The organism is Gemmatimonadota bacterium (assembly GCA_041390105.1).
Classification (GTDB): domain Bacteria; phylum Gemmatimonadota; class Gemmatimonadetes; order Longimicrobiales; family Gaopeijiaceae; genus JAGQIF01.
Window position 1 is genome coordinate 1,457,733 of record JAWKQO010000001.1, and the last position, 23,322, is coordinate 1,481,054.

Below are 23,322 nucleotides of genomic sequence, written 5' to 3' on the forward strand. Positions count from 1 at the left end.
GGGGGTTCCAGCCCGGCGCCCCACCGACCCCGCTCGGTACTAGTTACGTCGTCGGTCCGGGGTCCGCTACCCCGCACCCGTGCCCAGGGCCGACCGGGCCACGGCCATGCGCGCGATCCGGTCGCAGAGGGCTGCAAAAGAGATACCGGCGGCCAGGGCCGCCTTCGGCAGCAGGGAGTTGGCGGTCAGCCCCGGCAGGGCGTTGGCCTCCAAGCACCAGGCCCTGCCGGTCGCGTCCAGGATGAAATCCACGCGGCTGAAGTCCCGCAGGCGAAGTACCCGGTGCACCCGGAGCGCCAGCTCCTGCACCTGGGAGGCCACCTCGGGGATCAGATCGGCGGGCGCGATCTCCTGGGCCAGGCCCGTCTGGTACTTGCACTCGTAGTCGAAGATCTCGTGAGCCGGGATGATCTCGACGACCGGGAGCGCCTCGTTCCCCAGGATCCCCACGGTCAGCTCGCGGCCCTTCACGTACTGTTCGTACATGGGCAGGTCGCCCGAGCGCGACGCCAACTCGGTAGCCTGGTCGAGGTCCGCCGCGTCCTTGACCAGGGTCAGGCCGACCGTCGACCCACCGGACGCCGGCTTGACGATCACGGGCAGGCCGAGCCGCCCGACCACGGCGTCGGCGTCCGCCGCGCCCAGGATCCAGTCGGGGGTGGGGATCCCCGCGTCGCGCAGGAGGCGCTTGGTGAGGTCCTTGTCCATGGCCAGAGCGCACCCGACCCGACCGCTGCCGGTGTAGGGCAATCCCGCCGCATCGAGCAGCGTCTGCAGGGTCCCGTCCTCTCCGGCGCCGCCGTGGAGGGCCAGGAAGAGCACGTCCGCTCCGGAGACCTCGGGCGCCCGGGTCAGGGCCCGGGTGTCGCCGCCACGCAGGACGTCCAACTCCGTCGAGACGGGCGCTTGGGCGTGGACGCCGGACTCGCGCAGCCGTCGTTCGTCCGCCGGGGAGAGAAGGCCGCGCGCGGAATCGATGGCGACGACCTCGTGTCCGGCCTCGCGCAACGCTTGCGCCACCTGCGCCCCCGAAGAGAGCGAGACGTTGCGCTCCTCGGAGGTCCCTCCCATCAGCACCGCCACCCGCAGGCGATCGTTCACGCACCCCCCGTCAGGCTGCGCACGAGATCGTGGCGAGTCAGGATCGCGTCGACCTCCCCGCCGCGCCGGATCAGGACCGCGGGGTTCTCCCGGGCCAGCAGCCGGGTCACCACGTCCAAGGGCGCCAACTCGTCGACCACCGGGAAAGGCGGCTCCATCAAGTCGCCCACCGGCTGATCGAGCACCTTGGGATCCTCGAGGACGCGTGCCAGCAGCGTGGCTTCGATGGCAGAACCCACACACTCCCCGCCCTCGAGCACCGGAAGCTGAGAGATGTCGTGACTGCTCATGGTACTGAGCGCCATGCGCACGGCCGTTCCCGGTTGAGCCGAGAGCAGCGCCGGCGCTCCGCCGTTGCGACGTCCCATGAGGTCGGCCACGCTACGGGAGGTGCGCTCCAGGAAGCCGTTGTCCCGCATCCAGTCGTCGTCGAAGAGCTTGGTCAGGTAGTGCTCGCCCCAATCGCACAGGACCGTCACCAGGAAAGCGTCGGGGTCGTCGATCTCGCGCGCCACCTCCAGCGCGGCATGAGCGATCAACCCGGATGACCCACCCACGAAGAGCCCTTCCTGGCGCACGAGGTTGCGCGCGGCCCGGAACGCGTCGCGGTCACTCACGGTTCTGTACTCGTCGACCACGCCGAGATCGAGGGAGCCGGGGATCTTGTCGTTCCCCAGCCCCTCCACCTTGTAGGGACTCCCCTCGATTTTCTCGCCCGTGCGGAAGAAGGGTCCGATCATCGATCCCTCGGGATCGACCCCCACGATGCGGACATCGGGGTTCTTCTCCTTCAGGAAGCGACCCGTGCCGCTGATGGTCCCACCGGTCCCCGCTCCCGCGAAGAAGTGGGTGATGCGCCCGCTCGACTGTTCCCAGAGCTCCGGCCCGGTGCTTCGGTAGTGCGCTTCGGGGTTGGCCGGATTGTAGAACTGGTCGGCCAACACCGCCCCGGGCGTCTCCTTCACGATGGCCTTGGCACGCATCAGGTAGTTGTCGGGATGATCGGGTGGCACCGCGGTGGGCGTAATGACGACTTCGGCGCCGAAGGCCCTGAGCAGCTTCACCTTCTCCTGACTCATCTTGTCCGGCATGGTGAAGATGCAGCGGTATCCCCGGGTCGTGGCCGTCATGGCCAGTGCCAACCCGGTGTTGCCGCTGGTGGCCTCCACGATGACCCCTCCGGGCTTGAGCGTCCCCGCCCGTTCCGCAGCCTGGATCATGGCCAAGCCGATGCGGTCCTTCACGGAGCCGCCCGGATTCATGAACTCGCACTTCCCGTACAGCGGAGTGCGGATGCCCTCGGCAAAGCGGTGCAGCCGCACCAGGGGCGTCCACCCGACCATCTCGAGCACGTCGTCATACGGCTGCAAGTGCCGTTCACTCATCGAGGGATGCCCCCTTCCGATCTGGGCTTCTTGGAGAATCGGACCGGTACCCGCGCCCAGGCGTCCGTGCGCCGTCCGTTCAGCCGGGCCGGCGTGAACTGCATGGAGCGCACGCCCTCGATGGCGGCGCTGTCCAGTCCCTGATGACCGCTCGAGGTCTCGACGGCTACGCTGTCGATCGCACCGTCCTCATCGACCAGGACGCGCAGCACCACCTCGCCCTCGACCCCCTGGTCCCAGAGCTCGAGGGGATACTCCACCGGCGACTCGCCGTAGAGCGGGACGGGCTGCTCGATCCTCCGCTCTCCGCTGCAAGCCCCCAGGAGCACCACCAGGCCTGCGCCGGCGGCGCGCTTCCATGTCGGACGTCCGTTCACACCTCGGTTCCTCATCCGCGAGACCGCGCGCGTGCGGCCAACGCGTGCAACAGGTTCAACGCCTCCAGCGGCGTAAGTCGATCCACTTCCACGTCCCTCAGGTCGGCGAGCACCGGGTGCTCGCCCAACTCCAACGCGAGTTGATCCGGGGGAGCCTGGCTGGCCGGCCGGTGGGTTCCGTGTCGGCCCAACCCTTCCCCTCCGGCGCTGTGCGCACCTTCGAGCTCGGCCAGGATCTCCCGCGCCCGGGCCACTACCTCCAACGGCAGCCCGGCCAAGCGTGCAACCTGGATGCCATAGGAGCGATCCGCCCCTCCGGCCTCCAGTCGTCGGAGGAAGACGATGTCTTCCCCGACCTCGCGGACCACGACGTTCATATTCCGTGCAGCAGGCAGAAGGTCCGCCAGTTGGGTGAGCTCGTGATAGTGGGTGGCGAACACGGTCTTGGCACCCACCCGTTCGTGCAGGTGCTCACTCACGGCCCACGCGATCGACACCCCATCGTAGGTGGAGGTCCCGCGGCCGATCTCGTCGAGGAGCACCAGGCTGCGCTCGGTGGCACCGTGCAGGATGGCGGACGTCTCTGTCATCTCCACCATGAAGGTGGACTGGCCCCGCACCAGATTGTCACTGGCGCCGACGCGGGTGAAGATGCGATCGACCACGGGGACCCGAGCCCGATCGGCGGGCACGAAGGACCCGATCTGCGCAAGCAACTGGATCAGTCCCACCTGGCGCAGCACGGTGCTCTTCCCGGCCATGTTGGGGCCGGTCAGGATGATCAGGCGCGCGCCCGGCTCGAGCCGCACGTCGTTGGGGATGAAGTCTTCCCGAGCCATCATGGTCTCGACGACCGGGTGCCGTCCCGCGACCAGCTCCAACTCGAAACCGGTGTGGACCTCCGGGCGAACGTATCCCCGCTCCCGCGCGACTTCGGACAGCGCGGCGAGCACGTCGAGCTCGGCAACCGCCCGGGAGGTCCGCTGCAAGCGAGCCACCTCCGCGGCCAGCGCGGTGCGGAGATCTGAGAAGAGCTGCGCCTCGAGCTCTCGAATGCGATCCTCGGCGGTCGAGACCTTCTCTTCCCACTGCTTCAGCTCGGGCGTGAAATAGCGCTCTGCGTTGCTCAGGGTCTGCTTGCGCACGTAGTCGTCCGGCACCTTGCCGCGATGCGCGTGCGTCACTTCCAGGTAGTATCCGAACACACGGTTATAGCCGACCTTGAGACTGCCGATGCCGGTGCGCTGGCGCTCTCGCTCCTGGAGGGACGCGATGAAGTCCACCGCCCCGTCCCGAGTGCGGCGCAGATCGTCCAACTCCGCGTCGTAGCCTTCCCGGATCACACCGCCGTCAGCGAGCACTGCGGGTGGATCGTCCGCCAGCGCCCCTTCCAGCACCGCGCGCACATCCGTCATCGGATCCAGGCGCGTGCGCAGCTCACTCGACCGTTCCGAGCGCGCCGGCGTCAACACCCCAGGGAGAGGCTCGATGTGCGCAAGCGAGCGGCAAAGGCTGAGCAGCTCGCGTGGCGTCGCGCGCTCCGTCCCCAGGCGGCCGGCGATCCTCTCGAGATCGCCCACGTGGTCGAGGGCGTCGCGCAGCCGGCCCCGCAGCACTGGGTCGTCGAAGAGGTCCGCGACCGCATCCTGACGAGCCCAGATCTCATCGGCATCGATCCGGGGGTGCAACACCCACCAACGCAGCAGACGGGCACCCATGGGCGTGCCGGTGCGACCGAGCACCTGCAGCAGCGTGGCGCCGCCGGTCCCGGCCCGCAGCGGCTCGACCAGCTCGAGATTCCGGACGGTCATCTCGTCGAGCACCATCACGCTGCCCGAGCGATGGATTCGCGGCGGCGACAGGTGTCCGACCCCTGAGGGCTGCGTCTCCCGCACGTAGTGCAGGAGCGCTCCCGCGGCCCGGATCAAAGCGGTGTCCCCCTCATGGAAGCCGAGGCCCTCGAGGGAGTGCACGGCGAAGCTGCGCAGGAGCTCTTCCTTGGCGCCCTCCGGGTGGAAGATCCAATCCGGCCGCAAGGTCAGCAGAGGAGTCGGCCCCGCACCGTCGGTCGAACGTGGAAGCGCAGAGGCAAACGCTTCCGTCGAAACCAGCTCGGCCGGCTGGGTGCGAGCCAACTCGGAGGCCAGATGGTCGGCGGCGACCAGCCGCAGCTCGAGCTGGCCCGTGGACAGGTCCAGGGCCGCGGTCCCGACACGGGTCTCGCCGTCCGGCACCAGCGCCATCACCCAGACGTTCTTGCCCGGTTCCAGGAGGGCGTCGTGCAGCACGGTTCCCGGCGTGACCATCTCGACCACCTCGCGGCGGACGATGCCCTTGGCCAACGCAGGGTCCTCGACCTGCTCGCAGATGGCGACCCGACGGCCCAGCCGCACCAGCCGGGCGAGATAGTCGTCCAGCGCCTTGGCCGGGACCCCCGCCAGCGGGACGTCACCCGCCGCGCCGTTGTTCCGCGAGGTCAGGGTAAGCCCCAGCAGCCGCGCCCCTTCTTCCGCGTCCTGATTGAAGAACTCGTAGAAGTCGCCCACCCGGAAGAAGACCAGGGCGTCCGGATGGCGAGACTTCACGTCTCGCCACTGCTGCATCAGGGGCGTGTCCTGGGTGGCGGGCATCCGGGCCGGGGCGTGGCTGGTCGGGTCTGCGGTCGCCGAAGGTTACCCCGCAGCGAGGCGCGGGATCAACCGGGCCCGTCACCAATGGCGGCCCAGCGCCGGGCGTCCGGTCCTGGGACGTCCGTCCCGACATCGGACGGGGCCACTCCAGAGCCGCTACAGGCCGCGGCTGCCCAAGTCGTTGCCGGACTTCCCCATCCGGCACCAGGGCACCCGTGGCACGACCTTTCCCTTGAGCCCCTCGGCGGAGCGCCGCGCACATCGTGGCGGTCCCTGAGTCGGGGCACCAGGACGGAGGAGACGGATGGACGCCTTGTGGGTCGACGTGCGTGCCGCTCTGCGTGGGCTCACGCGCAGGCCGTCCAACGTGCTGATGGGTGCCCTCACGCTCGCCCTGGGAATCGGCTGCTCGGTGGCGATCTACGCCGTGGCCCGGCCGGTGCTCCTGAAGCCGACGCCGTTCCCGGACGCCGAGCGCATCGTGGTCTTCGGAGAGCGCGAGGCCGATGGATCGCCGTCGCGCATCGGCTGGCTCACGGCGCGCGACATCGAGCGGGCATCGCTCACGCTCACCTCGGTCTCCGCGCTCGCTCACTGGAGCACCTCCATCACTGGCGACGGCGCACCCGAACGTCTTCGCGGGGAGAGCGTCACCCACGGCTACTTCGCGGCGTTGGGGCTTCCGCCCGCGCTGGGCCGTTTCTTCACGGTCGCGGAGGATCAGCCCGGAGCCAACCAGGTGGTCGTGCTGTCGCACGCGCTGTGGGTGCGACGGTTCGGCTCCGATCCCGGCATCGTGGGGCAAACGGTGCTGATGGACGAGCGGCCCTACGAGGTGGTGGGGGTGCTCCCCGCCGCGTTCGTCAGTCCCGCCGACCCGCTCGCGGAGATCTGGCGTCCCTTGGGATACCAGGAGACGGACGGAAGCGCCTGTCGGGACTGTCGTCACCTGGAGGGGCTCGCGCGGCTCGCACCGGAGGTGACGCTCGGGGAGGCACGGGCTGAGCTCGATGCGATCGGTGCCATTCTGCACGAGACCTATCCGACGCTGTATTCCGGACCGGACATGGCACTGCAACCGCTTCCGGAGCGCCTGACCGCCACGCTGTCTCCCGTGTTCCGGGCGCTGTTTCTCGGAGTCGCGCTCGTGCTGGGTCTGACCTGTGTGAACGTCACCCATCTCCTCGTGGCGCGGGCACTGCGCCGCGAGGACGAGTTGAACGTCCGCGCCGCGCTGGGTGCCGGCCGGGGGCGCCTGCTGCGCTTGCTCCTCGTGGAAGGCGTGTTGCTGGCGGTGGCCGGCGGAATCCTCGCTCTGGTGCTGGCCACCTGGGGGCTGGAGACCGTCAAAGCCCTCGCCCCTGCCGGACTGCAACGGCTGGCGGACGCCCGGATGGAAGGGAGCGTGCTGGTCGCGACTGGAGTGCTGACCCTGCTCTGCGGACTGCTGGTGCCCGTGGGGCCCGCCTGGCTGGTGCTGCGCGGCGGCCTCGGGGCACCCGCCCAGGGCCTGCGGACGGTGGGGGGCGCGCGGCACCGGGGCCGGGGCGCCCTGATTGCGGTGGAAGTCGCTTTGGCGGTCACGCTGCTCGCCTCGACCGGCCTCCTGCTGCGCTCCCTCGGCCGCCTCCTTTCCGAGGACGTGGGATTCCAGCCGCGACACGTGCTGGCCCTCGACCTCCAGACCATCGGGCCACGGTATGCGGAGCAAGAAGCGGTTCAGTCCTTTCAGCGGGAGGTTCTGGAGCGGGTGGCCAATCTCCCGGGAGTCGAAGCGGTCGCCTTCACGTCGCTGCTTCCCTTCGGCGCCAACTACGACGCCTGGGGCGTCCATCGCGTCGATCGACCCGACGACAATCCAGCCGACGCGCCGGCGGCACTTCGCTACAGCGTGCGGGGCGACTACCTGGGAGCGTTGGGCCTGACGCTCGAGCGCGGGCGCCCGCTGAGCAGCGCCGACGACGCCGATGCCGACCCGGTCGTGCTGATCAACACTACCATGGCCGACCGCATCTTCGTCGGCGAAGACCCGATCGGGAAACAGATTCGACTGGGCGGTCCCTCGAGCCCAGCGCGCACGATCGTGGGCGTCGTGGCCGACACCCGACAGCGCGCCCTGGACGTGCCGCCCCAGTTCCAGGTCTACGGACCGGCCGACCAGTGGCTGTTCATCGACTCCTACGTATCCATGGTCGTGCGCACGGCGCAGGATCCTGAGACAGCCCTGGCTGCCGTGCGCAATGCCGTGTGGTCGGTCGATGGGCGCGTGCCGCTCTCCAATGCCGCACCATTGCCGGACCTGATCGAGGCAACGACAGCGCGGCGTCGCTTCACCGTTTGGCTGTTCGGCGCCTTCGCGCTGACCGCGCTCCTGCTCGCGGCTTCGGGTCTCTATGGCGTGCTGAGCGCCATGGTCGCTGAGCGCACCCGTGAGATCGGCATCCGGGGTGCCCTGGGCGCTTCGCGCAGTGGCATCCTGGGCCTGATCGTCGCCCAGAGCCTCCGCTACGCGCTGGTGGGGCTGGCGCTGGGCCTGGTGTTGTCGCGGGCGAGCTCCGGTCTGTTGGCCTCCCTGCTCTATGGCATCTCACCGTTCGATCCGGGCACGATCGCAGCAGTCGCCGCGCTGCTGTTTTCCGTAGCGGTGTTGGCGGCGGCGGTGCCCGCCGTGCGAGCTTCGCGCATCCACCCCGCCGAGGCATTGCGATCGAGCTAGGGTACGCCTCCGCGGCTCCGCTCGTTTTCCGGGTTCTCGCGCGGGTCGGCAGGCAGGGGCAACTCCACCTCGAAGGTCGAGCCCATTCCAGGCGTGCTGGTGGCACGCACCGATCCCCGCATGCCGTGTACGAGCTGGCGAACGAGCGCCAGACCGATCCCCGAGCCACCGCTGCCCCGCCCGCGTGCGGGATCGACGCGGTAGAAGCGCTCCCACACGAGGGGGAGGTGTTCGGGGGCGATGCCGGCTCCCGAGTCGCTGACGCGCAGAGCCAGGTGATCCGCCCGCCCGCACAGGGCGACGCGCACCGTGCCCCCGGCCGGAGTATGCGTGAGTGCGTTGGCCAGCAGATTGCGCAGCACCTGCGCGAGCCGCCGCTGATCCGCCCAGACCATCCGCGGCGCGACGGGGTCGACGGGCTCCAGCCGGACCTGGACGTGCGAGGGCGGCAGCGCCGCGATCGCGGCCTCGACCGTGGCCACTGCGTCGACGGGCTCCAGGTGGAAGGGAAGCTGGCCCGACTCGGCCAGGGTGAGGTCCTGGAGTTCCTCCACCAATCCGGTCAGCAAGGCGACCTCTTCGCGCAGTGACGCGAGCGTCGCCGCGTCCGGGCTGCGCAGTCCGTCCTCGATGGCCTCCAGTAATCCGACCACGTTGGTCAGCGGCGTGCGCAGCTCGTGCGCCACGTCGGCCACCAAGGTCCGCTTCTGCTGTTCCGCACGTTCCAACGCGGCTGCCATGCCGTTGAACGAGCGAGCCAGGTCCGCCAACTCGTCGGTGCCCTGATCGGAGACGCGGGTCTCCAGGGCACCGGCCCCTACGTCGGAGGCGGCCCGTTGCAGCCGCTTGACCCGCTCCACCAGCGGGCTCGCCAGCAGCACCGCCGCCACTGCAGCGATCAGGCTGGCGATCCCTCCCAGGACGAGGAGCAGGCGTCGGAAGCGCGCGCGCAGTGCGCGCACCACGTCCGTCGGTGGCTCGATCTCGCGAGGCAGGACATAGAGCCGGGCGACCGACACGCCGGAGGATGACCGCACCGGCACGCCACTCAGCTCGAGCTGGCGCTCCCCCACCTGCGGTGCGCCAGGAGCGCCGAGTCGCTGCCGGAAGACCGTCGTCTCCGCGTTCGGCGCGCTACCCTCCACGATGTCCACGCTCGAGTCCGTGGACAGGATCGCGCCGCCGTCCAAGGGGATGAGCACGAGGTCGTTGCCGGCAGCAGCCCGGTCGGCGATGCGGATCAGGGCCCCCGCTCCACCCGTCTCGATCTCGCCCCAGTGGGCAGACAGGGTATCCGCGAGAGCGGCCAGCGGATGCGGGCTCTCGCCAGAGAGAATCACGTCCTCCAAAGCCGCGAACTCCTGGCGGGCTCCCCGGTCGAACGCGAGGGCTACCGCCGCCACCGCGGCCACGACCAACGGCCAGGAAGTGAGAAAGAATCGGATCCGCAGGGAGAGCTTCACCCCACCGTCTCCGGTGCCAGGAGGCGATAGCCAGCTCCGACCACGGTGCGGATGTAGGCCGGACGGGAGGGCACCGGCTCGATCTTGCGTCGAAGGTTGCGGATGTGGACGTCGACCGTGCGGTCGAGGGTCTCCGACGCCCCCCCGGGCAGCACGGCCAGAAGCTGGGCCCGGCTCCGCACATGGCCAGGGTGCGAAGCGAGCGCCTCCAGCAAAGCGAACTCGCTGGTCGTGAGCTCCACGTCCCGATCTCCCACGCGCACGCCGCGCCGGGCCCGATCGATCACCAGGTCGCCCACCACCACGAAGTCTTCACCGCCGGGGGGCGCCCGCCGCAGCAGCGCTCGGACTCTGGCCACCAGCTCCCGCGGGCTGAACGGCTTGGTGACGTAGTCGTCCGCCCCCAGGTCGAGGCCGGCCACACGCTCCTCCTCGCGCGTACGGGCAGTGAGCAGAATCACCGGCACCGTTCCTCGAGCGCGGACCTGCCGGCAGAGGTCGAGCCCATCGGTGCCAGGCAGCATCACATCCGCGATCACCAGGTCGAACGGCTGCTCCCGCAGGCGATCGAGCGCACGATCGCCCCGGTGTTCAACGTGCACCAGGTGGCCTTCCCTGCGGAGGTACAGGGCGACGATCTCGGCCGTCTTGGGATCGTCCTCCACCACGAGCACGCGGGCAGGGCCTGGACGTACTGCCATGGAATCGACCGGCGCAATCACAGAGGAGACAGGAGGCGGATCGTCAGTGACCCGCCAGAACCGGAGCTTCCCTCCTCGGGGTTAAGACGATATGAAGGCGCGGACCCGCCCTGGCAACCGGACCGAGGCGCGGCGTCTTCATGCGCTCTTCACGCCCCCGTGTCACACTACTGCGGGTATTGGAGTCTCGGTTTGCCCTTTCGGAGATCAGTGCGTGTTCACTCAGGTCCGCTCGTCCGTCTTCGCGTCCGCTCTTCTCATGGCACTGGCGCTGCCGGCTTCGTCCACGGCCCAGGAGGGGCCCCCGCCCGAGGTGCGCGCCGCCGTCGGGGCCCTCATCGAGATGCTGGAGAGTTCGGGAGACGCTCCCCTCGTGTCCTTCCTGGACGCGCGCTTGTCCGCCACCTACCGGGACAGCGCAACGCGAGAGGCGTTCCTCGCCCTGCTCCGGGAGCTGCGCGACGCCGCCCAGGGCTCGACGGACGACGTGGCCGTGGAACGCGCCGGCGAAGGGCTGGTGCTCCATCTGAGTGGGGAACGGACGATCTCGATCTCGCTGCACCTGGACGGTGCCGGGAAGGTGACGCACCTCGAGCTGCTCGGTGCGGAGGAGCTCCCTCCGTCGCCGTTCGATAATCTGACCTGGGACAACCTGCCCGAGGTGTTTCAGCGCGCAGCGGACGAGGCCGGGTTCAGCGGGGTGGTCGTGGCCCGCCACGACGGTGAGGAGATCTTGCGGAAAGCCTACGGCCTCGCCGACCGCGGGGAAGGCCGGCCCATCCGTCTCAACACCATCTTCGGCATCGGCTCGACGCCGATCGACTTCACGGTGACCGCCATCCTGATCCTGGCGGAGCGCGGACAGGTGGGCCTGGACGATCCCCTGTCGCGGTTCATTCCGAACGTGCCTTTGGACAAGCAGGCCATCACCCTTCGTCATCTCATGACCGGCGGCTCAGGCCTTCCCAACTTCCACGACGTCCCAGGTGTGGATTGGGACCCCGATCTGGCCTGGATCGATCGGGACACGGCGGTGCGTCGGATCCTGGCGCAACCGCTGCTGTTCGAGCCCGGCTCCGGCGACGGACACTCCCATTCCGCGTTCGGCCTCCTGGCGGCGGTGATCGAGATTGCGAGCGGCACGACCTACCGGGACTTCGTGCGCTCGGAGATCCTCGAGCCCGTCGGCATGAGCCGCACCGGATTCTACGGCGAGTCGCTCGGGCTCGACGTGTCCGCATTCGCGACGGGATATGGTGCCAGCACGGTGGGCATCCCCAACATCCCGCCGAACTGGGGCCCCACGTCCTGGTTGGTGATGGGAAGCGGAGGGATGTTCTCGACGCTGGAGGACATGGAGCGCTACTACGACGCCATCGACGCCGGACGACTCCTTCAGGGCGAGGGCGCGCAGTGGCAACAGGGCGCCCGGGTTGGCATCGGCGGCTCCGACCGCGGGTTCTTCATCCTCGAGGCCTCCAATGGTGAGGGCTCGCGCGTCCTCCTCCTGGCGAATGGCGAGGGGCGGGCCATCGGCGAGCGCGCCATGGTCGAAGCCATCGCGTCCATGGTACTGGGGCGGCCACTGCGCGGCGGCTAGCGGCAATCCGACCGTGCCGTTGCGCACGGTCTGACGTAGGTTGCGCCTCCATCCTCAGGAGGTCACATGCGTACCTACACGTTGCTTCTGTGCCTCGGGCTCTGGCGGCTCACGGGACTGGCCGCCGGCCAGGAACTCGATGCCCCGCGGCCCATCGACGGAATCGACACGGTCTGGCTCGAGGAGATGACCTGGATGGAGGTGCGCGACGCCATCCAGGGGGGTAAGACCACCATCGTGGTCGGCACGGGGGGCGTGGAGCAGAACGGACCGTACGTTGCGGCGGGAAAGCACAACTTCGTGCTGCAGGCCACCGCCGAAGCGATTGCGCGCGAACTGGGTGACGCCCTGGTGGCTCCCATCGTCAAGTTCGTCCCGGAGGGCAGCATCGATCCCCCCTCGGGACACATGAACTACCACGCCACCATCAGCCTGCGTGAAGAGACGTTCGAAGCGCTCCTGACCGACATCGTCGAAAGCCTCGCCCAGCATGGCTTCACCGACATCGTGCTCATTGGCGACAGCGGTGGGAATCAGCGGGGGATGGAGGCGGTGGCAGAGGCGCTGAACACCCGTTGGGGCGGCGCCCCGAGCCGTGTGCACTTCATCTCGGAGTACTACACCGAAGACATCTACTCCTGCCACCTGCTCGAATCGGAGCTAGGGATCTACCAGCAGCCTCCGGAATGCGTCGCGACCCGCGGACGCTATCACGACGACTATCACTACGAGTCCATCATCGCGACCACCGACCCCGTCCGCATCCGCGCGGAACAACGCATGAAGGCGGGGCTGTTCAGCATCAACGGCGTGGAGATGAGTCCGTTGGAAACCACGATCGCCAACGGACGCCGGCTGGTGCGGTACAGAGCGGAGATCACGGCGCGGGCCGTCCGGCGGGCGCGCGGGCGCTAGGCGGCCCCAACGCCAGGCACGGGTCGGGTGCGGGTACTCGATGGCCCTTCACGACGCTGCTCCCGACGCCACCAGCGCGCCACTCACTCCACTGGGAAGCCCCATGATGGCGGCCCAGACCACGGCCCCAGCCGGTCCGAAGCTGGACGCGCCCCCCAGAGCTCCGAGGATCGCGCCGGGGATGAGCCCCCTTCGGATGCCCTCACCTCGCGTCAACGGCCTCGACCGCTCCTTGTAGGCTACGAGCAGTCCTCCTGTCAGCCCCGCGAAGCCGCCGAAGATGGCTCCAGCCGCGGGCTCAGCCTCCGTGATCAGCGTGGTGGCCAGGCCCGTCGTACCGCCAAGGAACGGTCCGCCCCAGAGGGCACGCCCCCAGCGGCTGGACGAGCCCTCTCGTGCGATGGGTTGCGGAGCACCTCCGACCCGTGGTGCGATCGCGGCGAAGTACGCACCCATCTCGGGCGGTGTATCCTCGACGCGCCTCACGAAGACGCGTTGCCACTCGGGCCGTAGGTACCCGATCCAATACCCAATCACTGCACCGGCGGTGGCACCCAGGAGGGCTCCGGTCTGGAATCCGTCCATGAACGCTCCGCTGCAGTCCGCCGCGTCGCAGAGGCCACTCCCGTACCATCCGAGGAACAACCCTCCGCTCAGCGCACCAATGCCGAGCCCCCGTACCGTGTACCGGGACGCGACCGACCGTTGGAGCCACAGTTCGTCGACGTCTGCGCGACGGATCCAGACTGCGCCGGCATCCTGCCGCACGCGCAGGGCATCCGGGGTCAGTTGCTCCGAATACCCGTCGAAGAGGACCGATTCTGAGCGAACGCGGACCGGCTGGCCCCGCCGGAGTCCACTTGCAGGCACGATGCCGCTCCATGCGCTCTCGACCCGCGGGCGGATCAGCCAAACGGTGTCGGCCTGGGTCTGCGCGGCGGCCGGCCCGCCGACCAGCGGAACCAAGGCAGTCCACAGGAGCGCCCCCCGCCTCCTCAACTTGACGCCATCATTGTCCACGATGCCTTCCTGGTCGGTAGATCGCTTCGTGGTGAAAGGTCGGTGGCGGACGACCCCGTCCGGGCAGGGCCGATGGCGTAGGACCGACTCCGCTGTGACGTAGGCGCCCCGCACCGAAGCGAGCGCCTCCAGCCTGAAGCGTCAGCCGCCGCGCGGTCGCGTGAACTCCATGGTCCAGTTGACTTCCCAGGTCCCGTCGGCGCGCTGGTAGGCCTGCTCCCAGCGGGCCGTACCGGCGGTCGGGTGCGTCCAGCGAAAGCGCAGTGCGACCGTATCCCCACGGAACTCCTCGGCTCCATGGAACTCCCCGCCCCAGTCCTCCATGGGGCCTCCGACCTGGGGGGTGAGGCGTAGGCCGCGGTCGTCCATCCAGTACATCGACCAACGCTCGGTCGTCGGGTCGAACAGGCGCACGGTCACACCCTCGTAGGACGCCCCGTCCCGCTCCGCTCGGAATCGGTCGACGCTGCCCATCCCGCCGAGGATCGGGATCACGTCGAGCGTAGCGTCCCACTCGCGCCACTCCTGCGAATCGGCGAGACGATCGACCAGGGTGCGATTGCGCACCGTCCAGCTGCCCCACAGGAAGTCGAAGCGTCGGGCCGCTACGGGACGCGGGTCGGGTGTGCGCGGAGGGCTCGGGAAGGAATCCACGGCATCCGCCAGCCCGGCCAGGGGCATCGCAAGCGGCACCTCGGCTGCACCCATCCTGTGCCCAGGAGACTCGGAACACACCGAGATCAGTGGCACGAGGCAGAGCAGCGGAATCACACGAGACACCGGGGAGCCCCTGCTCGTCGCTCTGCCCGGCACGTCCGCCGGAAGATCATCTCTCCTGCCGTCTTCGACACGCATCTTCCCGACTCTCCTCCGTTGCGGCGCGTGCGGTTCAGCGAAGTGCGAGTAGGGAATCGCCCTGCAGCAGGGGCCGGAGGAACCACTCCAAGCGCACCCGCACACGCGCCAGACCTTGGTCTTCCCCTGCTACAGGACGATCGCGACCGGTTGTCAGCATGAGACCGTCTCTCCGATCGCTACCCTCATCCTTGCTGAACAGCATCGCACTGCGGTGGGCGCGGTTCCATGCATGGAGCGACACGAAACGCTTGTCGCAGCATGACGACTTCGTTGCGGGCCGAACGGTCGCGGGCCCCTCGACACGCCGTGCCTGCATCGTCCGGGATCGTCGGAAGGCAAGAGACAACCAGACGATAATCGAGCGCTCCCGTGATGATCATGGAGTCCCTGGGGGGCACTCACTACCGTGCTCAGCGGGGTGGAACGCAACTCGAGTGAGGAGGGGACGATGATCGCAACCAACCGTGTTGGACGGGAGTGGAATGCGGGGCGCGGGCGACCTCAGGGAGTCGTCGCGGCTCTGGCGCTGACCGTCGCGCTCTCGGCGTGTGGAGAGACCCCTACCACTCCCGCGTCCCTGAGTCCCGGGCAGTTCGTGGCAACCCTTCGTGGTGCGCAGGACCGAGATCTCTCGGGTAGGGTGACGGGGGCTCGAGGGGTTCGCGCGGTGGGCGCGACGGTCGACACTCCTACCGGAGGGCGACACCTGGTGGTCGGCATGGCGGACACATCTACCGAACCCTGGTCTACCGTCACGCTCTGGATCCCCGAGGACGTCGCACGGGGCCGCGCAGAGGTGTCCGTTGCCTTCGGGTCGGAGCCCTCTGAGCACAGTGGCGCCTCGTACGAAGAACTGCTGGGCCCGGAGCTCAGGCGGGTCTGGTTCGCGGACACCGGTTCGGTCACCGTACGAGAGACGGCCACGGGCGGATTGGGTGGAATGTTTCAAACCCGATTCAGCCGCTACCAGGTCGTGCGCGCGGACACCGGCCCCGGTCCGGTGGTCGTGCTGGAATCAGGGGAAGGAACGCTTCTGCTGGAGGGATCGTTCCTGGTGGATGCGGTGGTCGATCTGCCGTCCACCTGACATGGCGAGGTGGGGCGCCGGGGGCTCGCCCGACGCCCCACCTCTCTCAGACAGGCCCGATGTTGAAGTCGCCCGAGGGGGCCGGCTCGATCCCCTGCGCCCGCAGGTACATGATGGTCTTGCCATGCTCGCGCTGCAGGTGGGTCACCACGATCAGGATGGCCTTCAGGCGGGTGATGGTCGTGCTGTTGTTCGACGGTCCCCAGGGAACGCCGGCTTCCAGGTCTGCGTTGGACAGACCGACCAGGCCCTTTCGGAAGTGTGCGAACGACTTCTCCAGGAGATCGACCACCGCGTCCTTCGTCTGCGGTGGGTTCTCCCGAGCGGGCACTCGGAAGTCGGGCGCGCCCGCGTTGACCACGCGCGAAAAGCTCAAGTTGGACTGGGTCGTGTGATTGATCTGGTCGGCAAAGTTCCGTAGCGGTGGGCCGGGGGTGTACGCGAAGTGCTCTGCCGGCATTCGCTTCGCCGACCCCACCACCATGGTCGTCATAATGTCCCAGCTCGCCACCAGGTCGTCGACCGTGATGGCCTGGGCTCGGGCCATGGCGGGCGCCCAGGCCCCGATCCCTGCGGCTGCGAGTACGGCGATCGATGCTCTCATCCAGTTGCTCCTGTTGGGAATCCACCTCGGGCCCGAACGTCGCGTCCGTGCCCTGAACCGCGTTCTGCGCGCCTGTGGCCGCGGCCCTCGCGCAGCCCCGCGCTGTCCGGAGAGGGCTCACGCGCAGCGAGAGGGTGAGCCCCTGCGTGCACGGGCTCCATGGTCAACGCACATCCATCGGGTTGTCGATTCATTACGACTTCGTAAATCCTTTTGAATTTTGGATTTACAGAACTCGCCCCACGACGTCCTCGACCTTGAGTGGTTTCCGCTGTGGGCCTATCGTTGGGGATGCCTCGATTTCGTTTGGGTGACTTTCTCTTCGACGCTGCCACCGGCGAGTTGGTGCGCGGGGAGGAGGTGGTGCAACTGCGGCCGCACGCCAGTCAGGTGCTCACCATCCTGACGCAGAGCCCTGGGCAGCTGGTCCCTCGCAAGCTGTTGCGGAACGCGTTGTGGCCAGCGGGGGGGACGGACACCAACCTCGGCCTCAACGTCTGCATCCGGCAGATCCGTGTCGCTCTCGGAGACGACCCGGACAACCCGACCTACGTGCAGACGCTCCGCGGGCGGGGCTATCGGCTCATCGCCGAGGTGGCACCAGCAGACCCGGCTCCGGAGGCGACGGTGGACTCCGCCTCGGGTGGAGGAGGGCGCCGCGCGCGGCCTTTCGCGCTGGTGACCTTGCTGGCGTTGCTCGGGATCCTCGCGCTCAAGCTGCGCCCGGAGGGCACACGCATCGCCGTGCTCCCGTTTCGCGACACCGCGGCGGGTGATTCACTCCCGTCCCTCGGCCGTTTCCTGTCGGACCAGGTGATCACCACCCTGGCGGAGAACGACCCCGACCGCATCGCCGTCCTTGCGCGCACGTCCTCGTTCGGGCTCGCGGATCGCGGTGAGGGGTCCTTGGACGTCGGAGCCGCCTTGGACGCCGACTACGTGCTCGAAGGCTCGGTGGTTGAAGCAGGCGGCCTGCTCACCATCGCGGTCCAGCTCCTCGACGTCGCCTCTGGAACCTACCGTTGGAGCCAGCGCATCCAAGCAGATTCGCTGGAGCTCGGGGGCGTACAGGGCCAGATCGCCCGCGGAGTCCTGTCGGCGCTTTCGATTCGCTCGGGAGGTGGAAGCCCGGCGACGGAGCCGACCGATCCCCGGGTCCGCACGGAATTGCTGCGGGCGGCCTACCTGATCGACCGGCAAACCACGGCGGGGGCCAGTGGGGCCCTGCGCTTGCTCGACACCGCGCTCACCTACGATTCCCTCTGGGCCCCGACCTGGGTCCGACGCGCCGAGGCCCACCTGCTGCTCGACCAGATCGGCGCCGCGCGGGCCGACCTCGCTCGGGCACGGTCCATCGACCCAGCCGCGCATGATCTCGACTTCGTGGAAGGGCGCGTGGCGCTGTTCGGTGAGGCTGATGCGCGGCGCGCTACACGGCACCTCGAGCAGGCCCTGGAGCGAGAACCGGGCTCCGCCGACGTCCAACGGACCTACGCGCAAGCTCTGGCAGCCGTAGGGCGTCTGAAGGAAGCCAGCCGTTTGGGACGGCGCGCGCTTACGCTGGATCCGGTCTCGGCAACCGTGCGCGGTGACATCGGCTGGGTGTTCTACTACGCACGAGAGTTCGGGCAGGCGCGCCAGTCGTGTCGGTCCGCGCTGGAGCTCGTGCCCGCCTCGCTGCCGGCACGCGCTTGCATCCTGTTGGCGGCGCACGCCCAGGGCCAGTTGCAGGCCGAATCCGCTGTCATCGGGGAGTTCCTTTCCATGTTGGGGGCCTCCTCTGCTGAATCGAAGCCGGTGCTCGCGGCCCTGGCCCTTGGTGACGAGCGCTCACTGTGGACCTGGCTCTGGAGCCGAGCACCGAGCATTCCCCTCGATGCGGTTGGTCAGGCCCGCGTGCTGATGCTGCTGGGCCGTGAGGACGATGTCGTTGACGCCCTCGTGCGCGCCGTCCGGGAGGATGTCCGCAACCTGGTCCTGGCGCTCCACGACCCCCTGTTCGACCGAGCCCGGACCTCAGAGGCCTTTCGCACGGCAGCCCAGTCCGCCGGCTTGCCTGCCGGCGAAGGCTCGCGTCAATACGACTGAGCCTGGACAGGAAGTCCGCCGGACCACTCCCGCGTTGGGTCGCCACATCGGACGGCCGATTATCGGCGCAGGGCGCTCATCGAAGCTGGTGGGCCAGCGGCTCCGGAGTCAGGCGCTCGAGTTCCCACCGCAGGAACAACACCCCGTCCGCCGATCGGAACTCCTGCCGGATCAAATGCGGCGCCTCTTTGGAGATCCAATAGGTCACCCGGGTGCCGCTCGCCTGCACGCTTTCGAATCGCGAGACTTCTCCGCTCCACACACCGGGCACGTCGAGGGGTTCGGGCCCCACCAGAACCACGCAGTCGGATACGAGCGCGGCGGACAGAGTCGTCGCGGCGCCTCCGATGTCGGGGAGCGACACCTCCTCGCCCGGATCGAGATCCAGCGCGGCGAGGACCAGGTCGGCTCCACCGCCGAACCGCTCGCGAATCGCGCTCGTGTCTGCGACCAGTCGTTCCGCCGCCCGGGAGACGTAGGTGGTCTGTAGAGATTGTCCGCTCTGGTAGTAGATCTTGAGCCCGGTGGGAGCCGTCAGATAGCGGACCCTCATGGCGAGGGTCTCGGCGTCCAGATACACGATGTCGAGTCCCGAGCGGCGGTCGCCGTGGAACTGCATCGAGATGAGGATGCTGGGCTCCTCGGCCGTGTGATGCACTCGCTCGACCCTTCGTGACAGCCGGCCGACCACGGTCGAGTCCCCGCGGGCGAACTGGATGAACCGATAGGTGGCCCAGTGCGCCTGGATGCGGTCCGGAGCGATCCGTGCGTCTCCCGGCCAGAGCATTTCCTGCGCAGCAACGGCCCTTCCCGGGAGGGCACCCGCGAGCAGAAGGCCAGCCAGCGCGACCCAGCGGCGTCCGTTGATCCGACCACCACCCTGCCACCGCTCATCGGCGGGCTCCCGCGTCCATTCCCCTCCCATTCACCACCTCCCGACCGCTCGTTGGTATCGCGACCCCAGAGTGGGCCGAACCACGAAGCTCGCGCCGGCCGACGCGAGCCTCCATGATCGGCCCGCAGGCGTTCGCTTACGCTTCCATTGCGATTCAAGACACTCGCTCCCGAACCGGACCGATCTCCCTCCGCGCTCGCGCGCTCACCTACTCGCCGAGTGTGATCTCACGCAGGTCGGACACAATCCGATCGCAACGGACGCGCCATCGAACATCGGGACCGGGGGGAGCACGCTTCCACTCGGTGCTCACCCCGTGCCCTCACTCAGGAGGTAGTGCATGAGACCCACCCGTCCGGTCCAACGGCATCCACGGAGGGGGACCGCACGGCGGCTTCTCGCGATCGGTTGTTGGCTCGTGCTCGTGCTGATCGCGGCTGCTTCGACGGCTTCGGCACAGTCGCACGCGCCCCTGAGCGTCGTGCCGGCGCCGCCGACCAGCGCCTACGAGGCCACCCATGGTCGGGTCGTGAACTCGCCGCTCGCCCCCTATGTGATCGCGTATCTGGAGCGCGCCGGAATCGACACTTCCACCGTCCTGGCCTCGCTGCTCCCTACTCCCGAACCAGCCGACCCGTTCGCGGGAGAGCCGCTCTTCATCAGTTCGGCGCCCCACGTCCGTGGCAACTGGACCTACTATCGAAGCGTGCGAACGCAGATCTTCGAGGCGCTCGCACTGGATCCGCCGTCCGATCCACGCGTGTTGTTCGTCCTCTTCCATGTGGAACCGGCCGGCCGCATGTCGATCGACGACGAGCGCTACGAGATGGGGTGGCGGCTTGGCGCCATGACCGCCAGCGGAACACTCTTGGCGACCGCAGACCTGACGGCGCTACTCATGGCTCGCGCTCCACAGGCGGGAGACGGCCCCCCGGGACAGTGGCCGTGGGGTGACATGGTGACGACTTCGCTCACGTACGATGGAGCGATCGAGGTTTCCATCGCGATAGCGCAAACGGGCCACACCGCGAAGCAGCCCGAAGCCTACTGGGTCCTGGTGTGGAATGGGGGAGAGCTGGTCGAGCGCGCCTCGGGGTGGAGGTAGAGCGTCGATCGCACGCCGGACCGACCGCCGCCCCCGCCTGACCGACCCGCGCCGCGGAGGGCCAGGGTCCGAGGCCGGAGCACCTCATGGGTGATCGATCACCGGGGCAACACCGCCCACTCGACCGTAGCCAGACTGGGCGAAGGGACGTTGGCCCCCCGGTCGATCCACCCGCCGATGCTCAGGACCCTTCCGTCCCAGACAGCCACCGCGGTCGAGGTCCGGGTAAGGCGGAGGGGCTGCACACGGGTCCAGACACCGGTATCCAGGTCGAGGATGGCTTGTGTGCGCGCGTCTTCGCTCAAAAGGTGCACTGCGGTGCCGGACGGTCCCAGCCCCCCATGACGGAACACGGTCACGGTGAGGTCCGCGGGCACCGTCTGTACTGTCATCCAGGCGTCGATGGCCGGATCGTAGGCGACGATGTCGCGCGCAGGCAGGAAACGCGACTCGAGAGCGTTGTAGACCTCGCCGCCCAGGGCCAGGATCCGCCCACCCGCCTCGACCAGAACCGGACTGGTCCTCTCCTCCGGCACCGGCGCCCCTTCCTGCCACTGCTCCCGACCGAGATCGAAGATCAGCGTCGGACCAGCGCCGCCGACCACGTACAGGCGGTCCTGGATCGCCATGAGCGTGGACGCCGATCGCACAGCGGGGAGCGCCGTGAGCTCCGACCACACATCCGTCCCGGGGTCGTACGCCCAGATGCGGCGACCCAGTGCCGCGTAGAGGCGCCGTCCGTTCCCAGCCAGGCGGAGACCGTCCGCCGGCAGCTCTGGGAGCGGTGCAACCCGTGCCCACGCGTCCACGGGCGAATCGAGCCGAAACACGTCTCGCCGATAGAACGGAATCGGGTTGTGTGAGGGAATCGGGTAGTCCTCCACGCGAATCTGGGCTCCGCCCGCGACGTACAAGACTCCACCCACCACGGCGGTGGCGCCCCGCTCCCGCCCCTCCGGCAGCGGCCGACCCGGAAGCCAGTCCAGGACCAGATCGTACCGCGGCCCCTCCGGCTCCGTGGGAAGGGGCGGCTGCACGGCCGTGTCCGCCTCGCATCCCCACAGGAGTGCCACGCTCGACAGGAGCCATCGTCGTCCATCCATCCCCACCCCCTCGACCCGTTTGGCCCCGACCTGCCGGACGAGGAGACCACCGGGTCAGACTCACAAGGAGCGCCGCGCTTCCCTCGCCCGCATGCCTGACCACCGGGGCGCGGCTCGCTTCACCAAGGTCTCGGGGTGACTCGCTCGCATCCATGCTCGGGACGAGCAAAGTCGATGACCATTGGATAGTGACTTCATGTCCGATCGCAGCGATCGCAGACGCTCTCGGATCGCTGGGTTGAAGGAACGAGGGAAGAAGGAAGGAAGGAAGGAAGGAACGAGAGGAAGCCGTCGCAGAGCGCACCCGGGGTCGTTGCTATGCGCTCTCCCGCTCGGACATCTCGCCGAGCGGCAACAGCAGGCGGGCAATGGCGCCGGGCCCCGCTTCCCGGTTCTCCAAGGAAAGGGAGCCCCCGTGCGCCTCGGCGATCTCACGGCTCAGCGCGAGGCCGATCCCCGACCCGTCGGGCTTGGTCGTGAAGAACGGTACGAACAGGTTGCTCGTCTCCGAAATCCCGGGACCGTCGTCCTCCACCCAGACCTCGAGCGCGCCGGCACGCAGGCCCCAACCCACACGCACTCCACCTCCCGTTTCCAGACTCGCATCCACCGCATTGTCGATGAGGTTGATCAGCAGTTGCTCCAGCTGGTCGGCATCAGCACGCAACGTGAGCGGCGGCCCGGGCAACCGCCGCACCTCGACGCGCTGCTCCAGGTCGGCCACGCGCTGGATCCAGGAGCCGACGTCCATGGACGCGCGCTTGGGCGCAGGCAGACGGGCCAGCCGTGCGTACGCGGCCATGAAGCGGCTGAGCGATTCAGAGCGGTTGGCGATGACCTCGAGACCCAGAGACAGGTCCTCGGCGTCCAGCTCGCTGGGGCGGTCAGCCTGCCCGACGCGGCGCTGGAGCAGACTGCGTGCGATCGATTGGATCGGCGCCAGGGAGTTGTTGATCTCGTGCCCGAGCACCCGTACGAGGCGCCTCCAAGCCTTGCGCTCCTCGTCGCGCAGGGCTCGACTCAGATCGGAGAGCACGAGCAGTCGGTGTGGGCGTCCGTCCTGGCGCAGGCGGCTGACCCGTACCTCCCAGCGACTGGACGCACCGGGCAGTCGCAGCTCCACGACCCGTGGCTCGCTCCCCCCGAGCAGCGCGCCCAACCCGAGTACGTCCGCCTTGCGGCCGTGCAGGCTTTCTGCGGACCGACCCAGCAAGCGCTCTCCGGCACGGTTGACAAGGACAAGACGGTCGTTCTCGTCGAAGACGATGACCACGACGTCGATCTCGCCCATCACCCGGCGAAGGAGTGCCGTCGCCTCCAGCACCCCGATGCGCTGCTCCCTCAGGGTCGTACCGAGCGCGTTCAGCTCGTGCCCGATCAGCCCCAGTGCGTCCCCCGGTTCCCCCACGCGGGCACGCATGGAATAGTCGCCATCGTGGAGGGCGGCCATCGTGTTCGAGAGGGAATGGAGAGGTCGCACCAGACGCACGTGCAATACGCGCACGACGGTCAGCCAGACGCTCACGGTCAAGAGGGAAAGGGTCCACTGGACCCGCAGTGAATGCTCGTCCGACCAGAGCAGCACCAGCGCCAGCACGACCGCCGGCAGGCCGGCAATCAGGGCCAGCAGCGGGATCCGTCGCTCGTAGGTCAGTCTTGGTCGTCCCATGACTC

18 protein-coding genes are annotated in these 23,322 nt (G+C 68.6%); 6 read left to right on the forward strand and 12 right to left on the reverse strand.

Annotated features, from left to right (window positions below):
• Positions 1–66 precede the first annotated feature (66 nt).
• Genes R3E10_06530 through mutS form a run of 4 tightly spaced genes read right to left on the reverse strand, consistent with a single transcriptional unit; the run spans position 67 to position 5,466 of the window.
• Positions 67–1,101: a D-alanine--D-alanine ligase gene (locus R3E10_06530; protein MEZ4415392.1), complete on the reverse strand. Its 1,035-nt coding sequence runs from the start codon at positions 1,099–1,101 to the stop codon at positions 67–69.
• Positions 1,098–2,486 carry a pyridoxal-phosphate dependent enzyme gene (locus R3E10_06535; protein MEZ4415393.1) on the reverse strand — a complete coding sequence of 463 codons (1,389 nt, stop codon included), beginning with the start codon at positions 2,484–2,486 and terminating at the stop codon, positions 1,098–1,100. The genes R3E10_06530 and R3E10_06535 overlap by 4 nt, the downstream gene beginning before the upstream one ends.
• Positions 2,483–2,863: an energy transducer TonB gene (locus tag R3E10_06540; GenBank protein ID MEZ4415394.1), complete on the reverse strand. Its 381-nt coding sequence runs from the start codon at positions 2,861–2,863 to the stop codon at positions 2,483–2,485. The genes R3E10_06535 and R3E10_06540 overlap by 4 nt, the downstream gene beginning before the upstream one ends.
• Before the next feature lie 11 nt (positions 2,864–2,874).
• On the reverse strand, positions 2,875–5,466 hold the full coding sequence (gene mutS, locus R3E10_06545) for a DNA mismatch repair protein MutS (protein MEZ4415395.1): 2,592 nt from the start codon (positions 5,464–5,466) through the stop codon (positions 2,875–2,877).
• A 331-nt stretch (positions 5,467–5,797) separates the two neighbouring features.
• On the opposite strand from mutS, the gene R3E10_06550 reads away from it, so the two are divergent.
• A complete protein-coding gene (locus tag R3E10_06550) occupies positions 5,798–8,209 on the forward strand; it encodes an ADOP family duplicated permease (protein ID MEZ4415396.1) in 2,412 nt (803 codons plus the stop codon).
• Here R3E10_06550 and R3E10_06555 read toward each other — a convergent pair.
• Positions 8,206–9,672, reverse strand: a complete 1,467-nt coding sequence (locus R3E10_06555; GenBank protein MEZ4415397.1) for an ATP-binding protein — start codon at positions 9,670–9,672, stop codon at positions 8,206–8,208. The two genes, R3E10_06550 and R3E10_06555, sit on opposite strands and share 4 nt — an antisense overlap.
• Positions 9,669–10,373, reverse strand: coding sequence for a response regulator transcription factor (locus R3E10_06560; GenBank protein MEZ4415398.1), 705 nt, complete (start codon positions 10,371–10,373; stop codon positions 9,669–9,671). Before R3E10_06560 ends, R3E10_06555 begins: the two co-directional genes overlap by 4 nt.
• Positions 10,374–10,587: 214 nt before the next feature.
• Here R3E10_06560 and R3E10_06565 point away from each other — a divergent pair, with 214 nt between their 5' ends.
• Together R3E10_06565 and R3E10_06570 are read left to right on the forward strand one after the other, a co-directional pair.
• A complete protein-coding gene (locus R3E10_06565; protein ID MEZ4415399.1) occupies positions 10,588–11,973 on the forward strand; it encodes a serine hydrolase domain-containing protein in 1,386 nt (461 codons plus the stop codon).
• 66 nt (positions 11,974–12,039) lie between these two features.
• On the forward strand, positions 12,040–12,888 hold the full coding sequence (locus R3E10_06570; protein ID MEZ4415400.1) for a creatininase family protein: 849 nt from the start codon (positions 12,040–12,042) through the stop codon (positions 12,886–12,888).
• Between the two features lie 48 nt (positions 12,889–12,936).
• Here the strand turns inward: R3E10_06570 and R3E10_06575 are convergent, their stop codons facing one another.
• Positions 12,937–13,908, reverse strand: coding sequence for a hypothetical protein (locus R3E10_06575; GenBank protein ID MEZ4415401.1), 972 nt, complete (start codon positions 13,906–13,908; stop codon positions 12,937–12,939).
• A gap of 141 nt (positions 13,909–14,049) precedes the next feature.
• The gene (locus R3E10_06580) at positions 14,050–14,616 is read right to left on the reverse strand and encodes a hypothetical protein (GenBank protein ID MEZ4415402.1); all 567 of its coding nucleotides are present in this window, start codon (positions 14,614–14,616) and stop codon (positions 14,050–14,052) included.
• A 598-nt stretch (positions 14,617–15,214) separates the two neighbouring features.
• Here R3E10_06580 and R3E10_06585 point away from each other — a divergent pair.
• On the forward strand, positions 15,215–15,853 hold the full coding sequence (locus tag R3E10_06585) for a hypothetical protein (protein MEZ4415403.1): 639 nt from the start codon (positions 15,215–15,217) through the stop codon (positions 15,851–15,853).
• A 46-nt stretch (positions 15,854–15,899) separates the two neighbouring features.
• Here the strand turns inward: R3E10_06585 and R3E10_06590 are convergent, their stop codons facing one another.
• Positions 15,900–16,457, reverse strand: coding sequence for a DinB family protein (locus R3E10_06590; GenBank protein ID MEZ4415404.1), 558 nt, complete (start codon positions 16,455–16,457; stop codon positions 15,900–15,902).
• A 291-nt stretch (positions 16,458–16,748) separates the two neighbouring features.
• On the opposite strand from R3E10_06590, the gene R3E10_06595 reads away from it, so the two are divergent.
• The gene (locus R3E10_06595) at positions 16,749–18,545 is read left to right on the forward strand and encodes a winged helix-turn-helix domain-containing protein (protein ID MEZ4415405.1); all 1,797 of its coding nucleotides are present in this window, start codon (positions 16,749–16,751) and stop codon (positions 18,543–18,545) included.
• A gap of 76 nt (positions 18,546–18,621) precedes the next feature.
• Here R3E10_06595 and R3E10_06600 read toward each other — a convergent pair whose 3' ends face one another.
• Positions 18,622–19,470 carry a hypothetical protein gene (locus R3E10_06600; protein ID MEZ4415406.1) on the reverse strand — a complete coding sequence of 283 codons (849 nt, stop codon included), beginning with the start codon at positions 19,468–19,470 and terminating at the stop codon, positions 18,622–18,624.
• Positions 19,471–19,780: 310 nt separating this feature from the next.
• Between R3E10_06600 and R3E10_06605 the strand changes: the two genes are divergently transcribed.
• On the forward strand, positions 19,781–20,545 hold the full coding sequence (locus tag R3E10_06605) for a hypothetical protein (protein MEZ4415407.1): 765 nt from the start codon (positions 19,781–19,783) through the stop codon (positions 20,543–20,545).
• A gap of 98 nt (positions 20,546–20,643) precedes the next feature.
• Here R3E10_06605 and R3E10_06610 read toward each other — a convergent pair whose 3' ends face one another.
• Both R3E10_06610 and R3E10_06615 read right to left on the reverse strand, forming a co-directional pair.
• Positions 20,644–21,648 (reverse strand): hypothetical protein, encoded by a 1,005-nt coding sequence (locus R3E10_06610; GenBank protein MEZ4415408.1) that lies wholly within the window; start codon positions 21,646–21,648, stop codon positions 20,644–20,646.
• A 316-nt stretch (positions 21,649–21,964) separates the two neighbouring features.
• Positions 21,965–23,317 (reverse strand): ATP-binding protein, encoded by a 1,353-nt coding sequence (locus R3E10_06615; protein MEZ4415409.1) that lies wholly within the window; start codon positions 23,315–23,317, stop codon positions 21,965–21,967.
• Positions 23,318–23,322 lie beyond the last annotated feature (5 nt).